Annotated in this window: 9 protein-coding genes and 1 pseudogene; 3 read left to right on the top strand and 7 right to left on the bottom strand. The window is 42.8% G+C overall.

The features are described from left to right. The first annotated feature begins 121 nt into the window (after positions 1–121). Positions 122–1,750, top strand: coding sequence for an eicosapentaenoate synthase subunit PfaD (gene pfaD, locus CXF82_RS16285; protein WP_102044575.1), 1,629 nt, complete (start codon positions 122–124; stop codon positions 1,748–1,750). A gap of 126 nt (positions 1,751–1,876) precedes the next feature. Here the strand turns inward: pfaD and CXF82_RS16280 are convergent, their stop codons facing one another. Together CXF82_RS16280 and CXF82_RS16275 are read right to left on the bottom strand one after the other, a co-directional pair. Continuing rightward, on the bottom strand, positions 1,877–2,725 hold the full coding sequence (locus tag CXF82_RS16280) for a KTSC domain-containing protein (protein WP_102044574.1): 849 nt from the start codon (positions 2,723–2,725) through the stop codon (positions 1,877–1,879). A 259-nt stretch (positions 2,726–2,984) separates the two neighbouring features. Next, positions 2,985–3,788 carry a hypothetical protein gene (locus CXF82_RS16275; protein ID WP_102044573.1) on the bottom strand — a complete coding sequence of 268 codons (804 nt, stop codon included), beginning with the start codon at positions 3,786–3,788 and terminating at the stop codon, positions 2,985–2,987. A gap of 147 nt (positions 3,789–3,935) precedes the next feature. Here CXF82_RS16275 and CXF82_RS16270 point away from each other — a divergent pair. Then, a pseudogene (locus CXF82_RS16270) lies at positions 3,936–4,162 on the top strand (2-nitropropane dioxygenase); the annotation flags it as partial. A gap of 284 nt (positions 4,163–4,446) precedes the next feature. Here the strand turns inward: CXF82_RS16270 and CXF82_RS16265 are convergent. Both CXF82_RS16265 and CXF82_RS16260 read right to left on the bottom strand, forming a co-directional pair. Beyond that, positions 4,447–9,684, bottom strand: coding sequence for an Ig-like domain-containing protein (locus CXF82_RS16265; RefSeq protein WP_102044572.1), 5,238 nt, complete (start codon positions 9,682–9,684; stop codon positions 4,447–4,449). Positions 9,685–9,686: 2 nt separating this feature from the next. Further along, positions 9,687–10,808 (bottom strand): OmpA family protein, encoded by a 1,122-nt coding sequence (locus CXF82_RS16260; protein ID WP_102044571.1) that lies wholly within the window; start codon positions 10,806–10,808, stop codon positions 9,687–9,689. A gap of 1,058 nt (positions 10,809–11,866) precedes the next feature. On the opposite strand from CXF82_RS16260, the gene CXF82_RS16255 reads away from it, so the two are divergent. Further along, positions 11,867–13,477: a sensor domain-containing diguanylate cyclase gene (locus tag CXF82_RS16255; protein ID WP_145991699.1), complete on the top strand. Its 1,611-nt coding sequence runs from the start codon at positions 11,867–11,869 to the stop codon at positions 13,475–13,477. Here the strand turns inward: CXF82_RS16255 and CXF82_RS16250 are convergent. The 3 genes from CXF82_RS16250 to CXF82_RS16240 all read right to left on the bottom strand — a co-directional run. Next, entirely contained in the window at positions 13,461–14,429 is a 969-nt protein-coding gene (locus CXF82_RS16250) for a lipid A deacylase LpxR family protein (RefSeq protein WP_101092695.1), read from the bottom strand. The two genes, CXF82_RS16255 and CXF82_RS16250, sit on opposite strands and share 17 nt — an antisense overlap. A 202-nt stretch (positions 14,430–14,631) precedes the next feature. Next, on the bottom strand, positions 14,632–15,132 hold the full coding sequence (locus tag CXF82_RS16245) for a hypothetical protein (RefSeq protein ID WP_102039333.1): 501 nt from the start codon (positions 15,130–15,132) through the stop codon (positions 14,632–14,634). 314 nt (positions 15,133–15,446) lie between these two features. Then, positions 15,447–15,795, bottom strand: a 349-nt coding sequence (locus CXF82_RS16240) for a penicillin acylase family protein (RefSeq protein ID WP_145991698.1), incomplete at its 5' end; no start/stop codon positions are given.

Raw genomic sequence — 15,795 nt, 5'->3', positions numbered from 1 at the left:
TAGAAGCAAGACGAACTAGCATCGCCCTCAGCCATTAAAATATCGCGCGATAAGAAAAAATTTAGAAAGAGCTTAAATAGAACAAGTAGCTCAAAACAAATAATTAAGGGTCTTAAATATAATGAATCCTACGACAACAAACGAAATGCTATCTCCGTGGCCTTGGGCTGTAAATGAGTCCAACATCAGCTTTGATGCCACCGTGATGGAGCAACAGCTAAAAGACTTCAGCCGTGGCTGCTACGTGGTCAATCATAGTAATAAAGGCTTTGGTATAGCGCAGACTGCCGACCTAGTCTCTGAGCACGCCGCTAACAGCAATGCCCTGCCTGTCGCAGCATTCACTCCCGCCCTTGGCACTGAAAGCTTAGGTGATAGCAATTTCCGCCGCGTTCACGGTGTAAAGTATGCTTATTACGCCGGTGCAATGGCTAATGGCATTTCGTCTGAAGAGCTCGTTATCGCACTCGGTCAAGCGGGTATCCTTTGCTCGTTTGGTGCAGCAGGCCTAATCCCTAGCCGCGTAGAAGCGGCCATTAACCGCATTCAAAAAGCACTGCCGAACGGCCCTTACATGTTTAACCTTATTCATAGCCCAAGTGAGCCAGCGTTAGAGCGTGGCAGCGTTGAGCTATTTTTAAAGCATAAAGTGCGCACCGTTGAAGCGTCGGCCTTTTTAGGCCTGACACCACAAATCGTCTATTACCGCGCTGCGGGTCTCAGCCGTGATGCACAAGGCAATGTGGTTATCGCTAACAAGGTAATTGCCAAAGTGAGCCGTACTGAAGTGGCTGAAAAATTCATGATGCCAGCGCCAGCTAAAATGCTGCAAAAATTGGTCGATGATGGTTCAATCACTCGCGAGCAGATGGAACTGGCACTCACTGTGCCTATGGCAGATGACATCACTGCCGAAGCTGACTCCGGCGGTCATACCGATAACCGTCCATTAGTGACACTGTTACCTACTATTTTGGCGCTTAAAGAAGAAATTCAAGATAAGTACCAGTACCCAATACCCATTCGCGTCGGCTGTGGCGGCGGCGTTGGAACACCCGATGCGGCGCTCGCAACCTTTAACATGGGCGCGGCGTACATTGTTACTGGTTCAGTCAACCAAGCTTGCGTAGAAGCTGGTGCCAGTGAGCATACGCGTAAGTTGCTTTCGACCACCGAAATGGCCGATGTGACTATGGCACCTGCTGCAGATATGTTCGAGATGGGCGTAAAACTGCAAGTGGTTAAGCGCGGTACCTTGTTCCCAATGCGAGCCAACAAGCTGTATGAGCTCTACACCCGTTATGACTCTATCGAAGCAATTCCAGCCGCTGAGCGTGAGAAGCTTGAAAAGCAAGTTTTCCGCTCAAGCCTAGATGAGATCTGGGCCGGTACTGTTGCACACTTTAATGAACGTGACCCTAAGCAAATTGAACGCGCTGAAGGCAACCCTAAACGTAAAATGGCACTCATCTTCCGCTGGTACTTGGGGCTTTCTAGCCGCTGGTCAAATTCAGGTGAAGTCGGCCGTGAAATGGACTACCAAATTTGGGCGGGTCCTGCATTAGGCGCTTTCAACCAATGGGCTAAAGGCAGCTATTTAGATAACTACCAACACCGAAATGCCGTCGATGTGGCTAAGCACCTGATGTATGGCGCAGCGTACCTTAACCGCGTTAATAGCTTAACTTCACAAGGCGTTAAGTTACCGACACAGTTGCTACGCTGGAAGCCAACGCAGAGAATGGCATAAAGCCGCCTTGAGCGGCTCTTAGATAAAGGTAAGCTGCAAAAAGAGACAAGCCCCCAGCACATCTAGTTCTAAACTAGATGTGCTGGGGGCTTTTTTATTTGTACAAAATACTATATTTATTGCCTCTCAAGGCAAGGATATACTCTCGAAGCTGTAAACTCCCCTTATATTGATATTGAAATACTGCCCCTTAGATAACGCGGCTTCAAACTCTTCAATCGCACTAACTGGAACTGTTCTATATCGATATAAACCACCTTTAATAAAGTTCAAATCAAGAATTTGATTCTTCTTGGACGAACCATAACTTGAGAATGCAGATGAAGAGGATAATGTTTGATTATAAACAGGAACAGGGGTCATATTCATTGCAATATCAAGGATCTGGCTCGCTAAATTGCTAGCTTGTCCAGCAGATAGAAGGTAAGAATCAATTAAACCATGTCCAGACCAATCATGTGCATTAAATTCAGCGTCATAACTTGAAGCGATTGAACCGATAATATTTCTAACACATTGCATAATAAGGTCGTTATCATTGGTTAAATGCCCAACTAAATTTTCATTATTCCTACCAAAATCTCCTGCTACAACCTCTGAGGGATTTGCCACTCCCACTTGACCTAGAATTGGATATTGACTCAGTCTCCACCCACCAGGAAAAGTGAACTGTGAATACATACCTTCTACTACTGAATTCCCATAAAAATTCCCTTGCGAATGAGAGATTAAAACAGTTCTACTGCAACCTTCCATGACACTACTAAGAGCAGTATAGGCTGTCATGTAATCTTGTTCTTGGTTCATTTTAGACAAAAACTGTCCCAACGTTTCAGCCAAGGAGTAAAGTAAAACCTCATAGTTTTGCGCACCGACAGTGACTACATTACCAGTTAAAAACTGACTCAAAATATCAAAGTAGTGACCTAACTCTTCACTTGACTCAGACTTATCTTCTAGTTTCTGCCTTGTCACCAGAAGAACCTGTAATAAAGCTGCTTCATCATTATTGTACGAGCCTTTTACGGCCCCTGCTGAAGGAATTTCTGAATTGAGGTACTCTCTTGGAACTTGGATAATTCCCTTTTATTATCAAGATAGGATACATATGAAGTAAACATACCGTTAATATAAAAAAGGCGAAGGTAATCAACATAGTCTGCACATGTTTTGGGGGCTGACAGCACCGAAAATGAGCATAAACATAAAGTTGGTGCGATTAAAAATTTCATATTTACTCACCTCCAATGTTTGTAATATATTTGCAGGGCTCACTGGGTACTTTTGGTTCATAGTCGTCGCCAAGCACCTCATATAACAACTTTTGAGCCATTAAAAATTCCTCAAAGCGTTCTGGTGTATTTACATATTTATGCTGGTACCCATTGAAACCATTCTCCGTTCTAATGTTCTGGCGGTTGCAAACACGTAAAGAAACAAGCTGGTCAGTAAGTAATGCCAGCTCTTGAATAGAAGTTTCATCAATGTCTACCCGTGCTATAGCAAATAACTTTCGATAAAGTTGTGCAGCCTGCAAACCTAAATGGCGTAAGACTGGATCAGTGTGCTCCATTACCACAAAGATTTCATAATCATCCCTGATACCGTTGAAATTAGAGTCAACACCATCAACAGCCAAGTTCGCACTCTCATAATCGATATCTGGCAGCTCATATCCAATTGCAGGATGAGAAAACGCCTCCCATTGATAGCCACCTCTATTCGTTTCTGGTTTTGCAAACCCAAACTTTCTGACAAAATAGAATTTCTTTTGATGGCTCACCGCATTGCCTAGAAAGTATAAGTGGCCATAACGCCACTCATCTATGTTAGTCAGAGCTACTTGGCCCCACTTCCAAGAATTTTTAGCGGGTTCATGGTTAACACTTGGGAGTTTGGATACCCATAAGTGGTTGTGATACGAGACGATATCCCCCCTGCGGTACGACTGAGTGCTATCAAATCTTGGATATTCAGCATAATCGAGCGCAAAAGCGAAAATAGGAAAAGTGAGCAGTAAAACCAATATCCTAATCATTGTAAATTCCTTTTACATGAATGGTATAAGTCAATAATCATGAGAAATTTTGATATATCGATTACCAAATCGTCAAACAATTACTCGTCCTTGAGCTACACACTAAGCTTAGCTTCCACTGCATATTATGCGAGATATGAATTACCGATCTGGGCGGGTCCAGCACTAGGCGCATTCAAGCTATAGGCTAAAGGCTAAAGGCAGTTATCTAGATTACTCCTGTTGAAAACAAGCAACACCGAAATGCCGTCGATGTGGCTAAGCACCTGATGTATGGCGCAGCGTACCTTAACCGCGTTAATAGCTTAACCTCACAAGGCGTTAAGTTACCGACTCAGTTACTACGCTGGAAACCAACACAGCGCATGGCTTAGGAGCTTAAGGACATTACTAGAAAGCGCTACAGAACTTCGCCCCCTTAAAACTTAAGCTTTAAGGGGTCTCATCAATAGACCAAAACTAGAATCCTAATGCCAACACAAACGAGCGAAACTCCCATACTATCGTCGTTGCAGTATCGGTAATAAGTGATGTGGGCCATTTTGGAAATTTGGCTTGCTCAACAACAGTTTCAGCTCAGAACTATCGACATTTAAGATAGAAATGCTGAGTAGCACATTGCTTTGATGACAATTTAGTGTCTTTAACCCTTATGTTACTACTGAATCGTCAGTTTAGACTGGCTATCTTTACCACCATAACTGCAAGTAATCGTCGTATTCCCTGCAATGCTCAAGGCAGTAATTGTTTGATACGTACCGTTATTGCTACCAATAACCGCTAATCTAGTATCGCTTGAACTATAACTTGCGAGGCCCGTAACAAACTTTTCAGCTTGTTCAATCCCATTAATTGCAGTTCTTGCAGAGCAGAGATAGTTAAGTGACCCGCCTTTAGCCAATATTGCCGATGGAGCAGGCTGGATACTGACTGACAACACTTCCTCATTAGTCACAGTGACATTGACCGACGTCGCCGTTAAGCTTTGGTAATTGGCATTTATTTTAGTCGCTCCCACTTTTTTAGCTAAAGCGATACCATTCTTTTTCCCGATAGCAACAAGCTTGTTATCACTACTTGACCAATTACCCGCATTGTTTTGTGTAAGCTCTGCGGTGCAGCCATTAAACCAGAGCCCGAAAAGGGTGTACTGCATTTCGGTATTTAAGCTGATTATTGCATTCTCTGGTCGAATATAGATGGTATCTGGCTTCTTATTACCACAACTTGCACCAACGGTAAGGCTAGTAGAGGTACTGACACCTTTAAATGTTGCCTGGATTGTTGTGCTCCCTGTCGATACTCCAGTTGCGATACCGGCGTTGCTATAATTTTGTATTGAGGCGATGCTAGTATTCATGCTTTTCCAGCTGGTATCTTTGGTGATATTAACTTCACTACCATCGCTATATAGAGCCTTGGCTTGATACTGTAGAGTCGAACCCAACGAAATGGTTTCGTCTAACGGTGTGATACTAATAGAGTCCAAAGTCGCTGGGATTATCACCAAGTTGGCATTAGCGCTGAGATTATCATAATCCGCTTTGACGATGGCATTACCTGTTGTGATCCCCTCAACAGTAACAAACAGCTCTTCTTGGTCAATAATTTCAATGTCGGCAGTCCCAGAACTGCTCTTAATGACATCATTAGTTACGTTCTCGGTTGTGCCGTCTGACAGACGAGCTATAACGGTAAAATCTAAGGTCGTATGTACAGCCATTTCATAGTAACTAGGAGTAATTGCTAACGCGGTAGCGACTGCATTAGTGACGGTGAGTCCTTGGCTATTCTCTTTGCCTCCGAAATAGATATTCACATTAGTAGTGCCGATATTCACACCATATACTAAGCCTTTGATCACGACGGCTACCGCAGTATCATCGATTTTCCATGTAGCATCTCGAGTAATATCGACAACACTTTCATCATTATAGGTCGCGAAGGCCGTAAAGTGTTTGGTCGTTCCTTTCGGAAATATCGCATCATCTTCGACCACGATTTCGATTGAAACCAACTCTTTCTCTTTAACGCTAATGGTCGCAGTATTACTTGTTAACCCCTCAAAATCAGCACTAATCGTCGTCATACCGATACCAACAGCCCTAGCAAAACCAGCATTTTCGCCCGTGGGCAGGATATTAATAATACTTGTATCTGCAGAAGACCAAGCAACTAGCTGAGTGATGTTTTTGATCGTATTATCCGCATAATACAAGGTGGCAGTATAGCGACCTAATGTTCCTTGCGGCACATCAATACTTACGGGAGTAATCTCAATGGTTGGCGAGATTGGTGAGGGAGCTGAAACATGTAAGAACTCTCTTTCACTGGTAACCCCTTGATAAACGGTCGTAAGCTCAGCAGTCCCACTCCCTACCGCCGTCATCATGTTATTTGCATCGAAAGTGGCAACATTTGGACTTAAGCTCTGTATTTGAGAATAAGCGGTGACATCTTTAAGGGACAAATCATCATAGACAGCACTGACTTTATACTGCTCAGTTTGGCCCATTTTATAACTTTTATTATTAGGCGTAATTTGGACATTATCGAGAGTTTTACTGGCCACTGTAATTTGAGCACTATTGCTAATAACAGTATTCAATACAGCAGTAATATTCGCTATGCCGGCGCTTATAGCATGAGCAAAGCCACCATTATCACCAATGGGAGTAATATTCACGATATCAGTGTTATCAGAAAGCCAAGTAGCCTGCGTGGTAACATCTCCACTTGATCCGTTTGAATAATAGGCCGTTGCAATAAACTGTTGTTGAGCGTCAATCGCAACATTTGCTATTGCGGGTGTGACTTGAATAGCGGTTAGTGTTAGCGGTGTAACATTTAGTACAGCTTCATTACTCACAATATCGCCAACACGAGCAGTTATAATTGTTGTACCTTCACCAATCGCAGTCGCTAAGGCATTGGTAACCCCTGTAACCTGAATGGTGGCAACATCTATATTTGAACTTTGCCACAATCCATTACTTGGCAAATTATGAAATGAACCATCGCTAAATTTACAGATGGCTTGGTAGTTAATCCTATCACCTATATCTGTTGAGCTAATAACAGGGTTTATATAAATATTGCTCAATACGGCTGCCGTTACCCTAGCATTCGTTTTGGCTGATAACCCATCAATTGTTGCGGTTATTTCACTCACCCCAACCTTATCAGCACTAGCAGTACCTCCGCTCGCTCCACTAGCGGTTATCTGTACGATATCAGTATTGCTTGAGGTCCAAGTTGCACTCTGAGTCACATTTGCAGCATAGCCATCGGTGTAATAAACCGTAGCAACAAATTGACTCACTGTGCCTAGCGGCTTACTTGGATTAACCGGGGTGACCTGTAAACGGCTTGGCGTGGCATCTGTGATGGTTAGTGACGCACTAGCACTTAACCCTTGATAAGTTCCCGTGATAACGGTTTGCCACTCTTGATAGGTCGTCGCAAGTCCTTGTGGATCTATCGTAGCCGCTACGGGATCTCCTGACAGCCAATCACTTATATTAGTCACTTCACGACTAGTACGGTCAGAAAATAGGGCGAATAACCGATACTGTTGGGTCAAACCTGCTGCGACGGTTTTAGATACTGGTGTGATGCTTACACTTTCTAATACAGCTGCCGTAACGGTAGTGATATTAGTCGCGATTTCACCTTTAAAGCTGGCTGTGACAGTATCAACACCTTCACTAATTCCCAGCACGACCCCTGCATTTTCATTGGTATTATCTACCGAGGCAATATCGCCATTTTCAACACTCCAAGCTGCCTGCTGGCTTACATCATTACTTAAGCCATCGGTATAAAATGCAAATGCTTGTAACTGCCCCTTATGACCAACTGATATGTTTTGCTTAGCCGGTATCACCGTAATAAATTCAAGTACACCATCAGACACCGATAGAGATGCCGTTGCTTGCATGCCGATATATGATGCTGTAATGGTCACCAAATTTTCAGACTTAATATGGGCACTTGCCAATGCTGAGCTATCAATAGATGCCACATGGGGTTCGCTACTCTGATAACTAGCAAATGTGGTTAAATCGTGGTTTGTACCATCAGTGAACACACCAAACACTTGATACTGCTGCGTAGTGCCTGCAGGTACAGATACTTGAGGTGGGCTTAACGATAATGACTCAAGTACAGCCGCTGTGACAGTCACTCTGGTAGTGACACTTTGGCCATCAAAGCTCGCCGTAAGTAGAGCTGAACCTTGAGCTAGGGCTTCAGCGTAACCTCCTAATTCGCCAGTAGGCACTACAGTCACCACAGAATAGTCGTCAACGACCCAATATGCCGTATCGGTGACATCTGAAGTGGTATGATCAGAATAATAGGCTATGGCACGAAATTGCCCTTCTATACCCACCGGCACCTCTGGTGATAGCGGTGATATTTGTAGCTTATTAACCACAGCATCACTAACAGTAAGTGAGGTCGATTGGGTTATATCCTGATAAGTGACAGATATGTCAGTAACGCCAACATTAAATGCATTCGCTTGACCCGACTTACCTCCACGAAACCCGACAGCGGCAATACTCGGATCACTACTTGACCACGCGCTAAGTTCGGTAATATTTCGCTTACTACCATCAGAATAAAAGGCATGTGCTTGGTAGTTAATAACCGTACCAACTGGCGTTTTTTCATCATGTGGGCTAAGGCTAATCGCTCTGATTTCCGCCGCGGTGACTTCAACATTAGTACTCGCAGTCACCGATAAAAATGTCGCACTCACAGTGGTTTTACCAGGAATGAGCGCAATGCTATCGCCACCAAAAACCCCTGAACCGACGATACTTCCAATTTTACTGTCGGCAATACTCCATGAGACTTCACGAGTAACATTGATAACATTACCATCGGAAAAGTAAGCCTCTGCATGGTAAACACCCATTTTACCCACGGGGAATTTGCCATTATTGGGACTGATGACTAAATTGCTAAGAGTCGCTTGGTTAACGGTTAATGCAGCACTATCACTGAGCGTTACGCCATCATGCACTATTGTTGCTTGAACTTGCGTATCCCCTATAGCCACAGCGGTTAGCCAAGCACTCGCATCTATACTGGCAATATCCGTATCAGATACAAGCCAAGTTGCCCAGGAGGTAACATCAATCACTTCATTGTTTACCGTGGTCAAATAGGCACTATATTGCGTTGCCGCTCCAACCGACATCACCAAACTGGCAGGAGTAATGACTAATGTTTCTGGGACTGAATTGATAACGGTGAGCTGGGCGACAATACTGGCGCCATTATACTCCGCAGAAATAACAGCAAGGCCATGAGTAAGCCCAGTGGCAACAACATTAGCACCATCGACACTCATAGTCGCAATACTGGGACTGTCTGATGTCCAGTTAACACGCTCAGTGATATTCAACTGAACGCCATTGGGTAATATGGCAAACGCTTGGTAGGGCTGCACCATTCCGGTAAGAATACTGGCTTGACTCGGGCTAATACCAAAAGTGACAGCACCAACAGAGAGCGCAGCGGTATCATTAAGCCCTCGATAAGTTGCTGCTATAATCGTTACGCCGTTAGCTAATCCAGTGGCGACAACTAAGCTATCATCTTGATCAATAACCGCAATAGCAGTGTCTTCAACACTCCATGAGACGAGCTCTGTGATATCTGTTTCACTGCCATCAGTTAACGTCGCTACCGCCTGATATGTTTGTGTATCACCAAGGAGTATGGCGGATTTGTTTGGGGTAATGGTAAAAGCACTGACACACGGGTCATCGCTACCGCCGCAGTCAGCGGTAGGAAAGCCTGAGTTACTACCGTCACCACAAGCCGATAGCAAGATAAGTAACAGTGATGCAATATATAATTTAGTCACAGATAATCGTTTCATTATTATTGCTCCTGCTGTGGCATGACTTCTGGAAGAGTGAGTTGTGGTAGCAATATTTGAACGTGGCGATTCAAATGCCTATGCTCTTCGGTCAAGTTATCTGTGACGGGGTTTTGATCACCAAAATACTCACTAACAATCTGTTTATCATTGACGCCTTGAGCAATCAAATATTGATAAACACTCGTGGTTCGTCGCTTCGAGAGAGCTAAGTTATATGCACTACTTCCTCTGGAATCAGAGTATCCGCGTAAAATAACCTGTGCTTGTGAATATCTTGTTAAACGCTCAACGATGACTTGCAATGGTTCACTCGAGTGTAATTCACTGCTATCAAAGTCAAACAGATAAGGGAACGTTATCTGTTCCAACACTATCGGAGGCGTGGCTACCACGGCGGCTGTGACTTTTGTTTCATTGATGCTGATTTCAGTCACTGGGGACTCTGTCATTGGTGCCGCTCTCGTTCGGCCAAACTGATAACTTATTCCGATAGCCGTAACATGGGCATTGGTGCCACCTAAGATGTCATTACCTAACTGATGAAAATATTGATATTCAAACCGGGCTTGCCATGAATCCGTTAGCTGATAACTCATTCCTGCACCTAAGCTAGGCGCCCAGTCATTTTCAGATACGGTTGAGAATGGCCCTGAGTTTTCACCATGCCAGTTAAACGCACCCACCTTCGCAAAAATAGATAAGTCCTCGATCAGTTCAATAGATCCCAGTACTGACAAATTCAACCCTTGCATGGTTCCTTGATACTTTTGTGCTATACCCCCCTCTAAATAAGTGGCATTTGCTTCTCCTAAATCAAGATAAGCAGCTTCAAAAGCAAAATGGTTATTTATCTGGTAACCCGCAAAAAAACCAGCCGCGTTGCTGTTTCTATCACAATCTAGGCTCCAAGATTCACAACCATGCTGATAATAGTTAACCCCTAACTCTGCACCTAGATAAAAATATGCAGGAGATAACTCAGTTTTAAGTGAGGGGTTGTTTTCGACTGATGAATGTACGCTGCGGTCTTCAGAAGCCGCGGCGAAACTGCTAACAAAAAGCGCCACAGGCACAAAGAGTGTCAACAAACAGTGAGAGCATCTCTTAAGAATTGTAAGCATTGCGTTGCACCTTTGGGAACATCGAAGCGGTCATTTAACATAGAGTATACACAGGAAGTGTATAAAAAAAAGTCAGGTTAGGTAACTAGTCTCATTGATAATAGTTAACTTAAAAAGGAGGTAAAACAGTAATAAACACTGCTTAGTATAAAAGTACTAGCTGATATTTCCCCCTTCACCTTTCAGAAAATAACCCATCAGCACTCCCTGAAAACGAACCCCACTTTCATTCAGCAACCAACAACGGTAAGAGTAGTCACTCGTTATACGAACGGCATAGCCACCGAGAACGACTTAAAGTTGTATATTGACCCGATTAGTGCAAACAAACTGTCACCCTTTATGACTCTATCAAAGCGATTCCAGCTGATGAGAGTGCAAGCTTAAAAACAACAGGTATTCCGTTCAAACCTAGATGATATTAAGGTTGTTGGAACAGAGTTGGCTTATTAGGTTGAGCAGAGTATAAATGCTTGTAAGTAAGAAAGTATAAAGCAGCTTTACTATGCTCTCGGTCAGGTAATATTAAATTCATTTGGAGTCATTGTGTTTACTATTCTCGTTTCAACCTGGGGATTGTTGATGATGTGTTCTGTCATTGCAGAGTATCAATATTATAATGCAGTTAAAACTCTTGAACCGCAGGTCTGACAGGAGCTTGGAACTCCCAAACACTTAAACATTACTTTTGTTTTTTATCAACCAAAATCTTGATTTTACTACAAAAACTTAACCGTAAAACCATTTATCTGAAAGCCAAAAAACATCGCCAAGCTCGAATACAACTTTTGGTTTATGTGGTGCAGGTGCTAGTGATAAGCACCTTGTATTTCAAATTAGCTTAATGGTTATCTATACTCAAACGAGAACGCTCTTTACGCAATTTCACGACTCGCATAGTTAAAGCCTCTTTCCAAAAGGCTGATTAATGGCAATACATTTACAACAACTTACCTCACCAAAGACCAAGCGAATTATCTAGCCACTGCTACAATTAACTCAAATTCTCGCCAGTACACGCCACTAAAAGTACTGTTTATAGAGGCACCTAAGAGATTTTGAGAACTCTAAGTTTCAACCAACTTCAAGTTAGGGTATTTACGCTCATCGTCGTGTTATTCACTGCGGTGATCCTCAGCTATCGCATTTTCATTCAGATCCCACAACTTGAAGCCACCATGCTCAAGCTGTCTGAACGAGAGTTAAATAGCTTGGTTTTTGCTATTAATCGAATTAATAAACCCATGGTTACCCTAAATTACGATTATGCCGTTTGGGATGAGACCTATGAATTTGTGCAGCAACCTAATTCGCCGCACAGCCAGCGTTACTTAATTGAAAACTATCTCAATGATACATTCATCAGATTAGAAATTGACGGTGTATTTATTTTCAACAACCAATCCAAGCTCTTATACTCAAAAGGTTACCACCATAAAAACAAACACGATCTCAGTTTTAACTTGCATAACTTTGAGGATTCTCCTGAAAATAGGGTGTTAATCGACACTCCCTATAATGGCAAAAAAGTCATCCCTAAAACGGGCGTTATCTCCACCCAATCAGGGGCGGCATTCTACAGTTCTACCCCTATTTTACTTTCTGACAAAAGTTTAGCCTCTAATGGTTTTCTGGTATTTATCCGCCTCATTAACCAAGAGCTAATCGATGAGCTATCACTGTTTACAGCAACGCCAGTACTTATAACGCCAGTCAACAGTAATATAGATATTGACGGGCTCAAAGATTGGAACGCTGCAGTGAAACTGACCCAAATAACCCCTTTCACCCGCAGATTAATCCGCAATACTAACGGAGAACCGATCCTCAAAATTACCTTATATCATACCAATAGCCAGACTCCCTCCATTTGGGGCCTTGGTATGCTCAGCTTGGTACTTGCGATGATAGTGCTGGTCATCACCGTCTATCTGCTGCTTGCTGGGTTCATTATTGGCCCAATTCAACGCCTTGCAAAACATGTTAAAGCCATGGACAAAAAGCAACGTTACAAAGAACTGCCAAAAAACTACATTATTACCGAGTTAAGAAAGATATCATTTCACTTCAACGCACTTATGAGCACAGTGCAGAGGCAAAATACATTATTGAGTCAGCAAGTCTATGTCGATGAGTTAACCCAAATTTCTAATCGCCGTGCATTTGAATTGCACTTAGAAGCTCAAATTCAATTATTAAGGCGGCAGAACATTGGCTTCACACTGATATTGGCTGATATCGATTATTTTAAAAGATATAACGACACATTAGGGCACATTGCGGGCGATGAAGCACTTAAAACCGTGGCCGCTTTATTGGACCAACATTTTCAACGTGCTGAGGATATGTGTGCACGCTTTGGCGGAGAAGAATTTATAATGCTCTACAGTGATATTCCATTCGCTCCGCTTGAACGTAAGCTAGCAAGCATTTTAGAATCACTGCAAACCTTAGCCTTACCTCATCCAAGCTCTGATGTGGCAGATTTTGTCACTGTGAGTTTTGGGGTATGCCAAGTCTTACCTGCGCCAGTAGAGACATACTGTGCAGAGACCTTTATTAGCGGAAAACAGATCACTGAAATCGCGGATAAAGCGCTTTACCAAGCCAAGAAAAGTGGAAGGAACCAGTATTATAAAGTGACCATTACGGCTAATAATGATAACTAATACTGGCCGCGCCATAGTTAGTATTGGGTATCTGCCCTTCATATTGCTGACTCCCTCGAAGCGTAGAGAATAAAATCCCCCAACTTCCCCAGCGCATGGCAAACCCCATACTAAGCTGACCTTGTTCATGAATGAGTTCCACAGAGTGGCTATCTTTAAAAGTATTACCATCCATAGTGATGTCATTCAGCACGTAACGACCGTAAGCTGACATAAACAACATCCAGTTAAACCCTCGATCAGACATATAGGCATAAGGATTGGCGCTATGAGATGCGGTCGGGTTAATACTGGCATAGGTTTCATCAAGCCCACTGCCGACTCTAAACGTTAATCCAAAGCCCGCATCGCTAAGTAAATTACCGATTCCGGCCTGAGTGTAAAAGCTCACGTCAGTTGCCACACGGTGTGATAGTGCTAATTGAGCAAAACGATATAAATACTCAGATTGGACACGAAAAACAGGCTCATTATCAATTTGATAGTCCCACCCTTGTGGATCTTTAGCACCAATCATACCGTGGATGATACTTTGCGTTTGTTCCGCGAATGAAGCGGGGCCAACCACACCGACATCAAGTATTAAACTGGTTGCAATATCATCCTCAAATTGGCGTAATTTGACCTGCCAAAGTAGTACTCCAGCGTACGGTCTATCATCAGGGATGAGTTGGCGATCTTCTAAGTCTGATGGGGTAAACATCCCCTGTAAAATGGCATAGCTTAAAGTGTATTGACCTCTATCAGCTTGGTTAATATAGGTCCAATCGCTAGCCCATCGCACCCAATCTGGCATATCAATATCGTCAAAGTTAGCGATAGGCGCCTTTCCCCATGCATAACCAACACCATTGCTGTAGCCATCATCAGTGGGTTCTAGCACACCGAAAGCATCATTTTCAAAGATGAATTGTCCCCAGCTGTTTTGACGAAGGTCATCTTCTGCAGCCATAGCTGAACAGGTAAAAAAGGAAAGAGTCAGAACAATAAATGAGATAATAGGTTTTAGCACACACTTTACAGATTGAATGAGGACGTAAAAGGATTATAGATGACGATGGTTAAAGCTGGAAATGAATAAAACAGCATGCATGTTATTAATCTCAAAAATGGAAAAGTTGATATATTTATAAATAGATATATTGAGAGGCAAATTAGAGTTGAGTCAATTCCTCATCTTTTTTAAATCGAATGCCTCCATTTGCAAGCTCAACATCAATCTCGCAATCAAGCGGCGATTGGTCCAGTTTTTCACACCGATTGAGTGTTAATTTGTACTGTTTATTTCTCAGTGCCGAAAGTACTTCATCGCAACCAAATGACTTTTGATTAATTTCTTTAAAACACAAACCTTGCCTGCTGGCTTGATCGCCATCTTTGCCTATTAAGTAATCCCAGTCATCTCCCCATGACTTTATCTTCATGGTGTACTGTTCATTATCGGTAAAAATAGTCAACTCTGGGGCAATTTTAACCCCAAAGTCCATTTCATTAATGGCATAGATACCAATATCACATGCAACAGACTCTTGTTGTGTATCTTCACTATAACGGGTTGTTTCAGCTGCGAGGGCTATCTCAAAAGTCAGGCCTTTTTGACATGCTGATAAACTGAGTAGCCCTAAGACAACACCAATATATTTAGCCGTAATCATTGAGTTTTCATTCAGATGTAATTATTTGTATCGCATATTAACAAATACCAAACATTATGTTTAGTATTAAACCTGACGTCAAAAATAAGAGATTAGATATAACGCAATGAAATAGATGTTTATTTTGGCACAATGATACAACTAAGAGCATATATGCCACCACATGTGCTGTTAGCGAGTAAATAGTCAGCGTTATATCTTCACCTTTTATTTATCACCAATTTATCGAACTCATATTGATAACCGCTGAGCAGAAGATAAAGGCACCGAAGTGCCTTTATTGAATGACCCTAATGCATCAATTAATACTTAGCTCACTTTGCACTGATCTCTATTCGATGCAGTCGCCTGCTTGGCAATAAAGGCGTCTGTTGCTGAGCAGCATACTCGGTAAAACCAGCCCTATAAAAGTCTGATAATGGGTGGCCAGACTGCCCCCCTGGAATCGCTAATACTCCATTAGCTTCATCACCTGGCTGAACAATAAAACGCTGAGATGCACCGAATGAGGCTCCTTGAACAGCCGGCATATAGCTATCACCAAATCCGGTGACGGTAGGCATATCTAACAGCGTGCTTAATATCGGGATCTGTTTCGAAAATGGGTGCTGTATCTTTAGCTCGTTAACACTTCCCCATGCTAAGTCATCCATATTGTCGTCT

Source organism: Shewanella sp. GutDb-MelDb, assembly GCF_002836075.1.
Classification (GTDB): domain Bacteria; phylum Pseudomonadota; class Gammaproteobacteria; order Enterobacterales; family Shewanellaceae; genus Shewanella.
Note: the sequence above shows the minus strand (reverse complement) of the source record. Positions and strands in the feature narration are given on the sequence as shown.

Coding starts and splice junctions, on each gene's coding strand:
- CXF82_RS16245 (WP_102039333.1), bottom strand. CDS start 15,132: ATGATTACGGCTAAATATATTGGTGTTGTCTTAGGGCTACTCAGTTTA.
- pfaD (WP_102044575.1), top strand. CDS start 122: ATGAATCCTACGACAACAAACGAAATGCTATCTCCGTGGCCTTGGGCT.
- CXF82_RS16275 (WP_102044573.1), bottom strand. CDS start 3,788: ATGATTAGGATATTGGTTTTACTGCTCACTTTTCCTATTTTCGCTTTT.
- CXF82_RS16250 (WP_101092695.1), bottom strand. CDS start 14,429: ATGGCTGCAGAAGATGACCTTCGTCAAAACAGCTGGGGACAATTCATC.
- CXF82_RS16260 (WP_102044571.1), bottom strand. CDS start 10,808: ATGCTTACAATTCTTAAGAGATGCTCTCACTGTTTGTTGACACTCTTT.
- CXF82_RS16265 (WP_102044572.1), bottom strand. CDS start 9,684: ATGAAACGATTATCTGTGACTAAATTATATATTGCATCACTGTTACTT.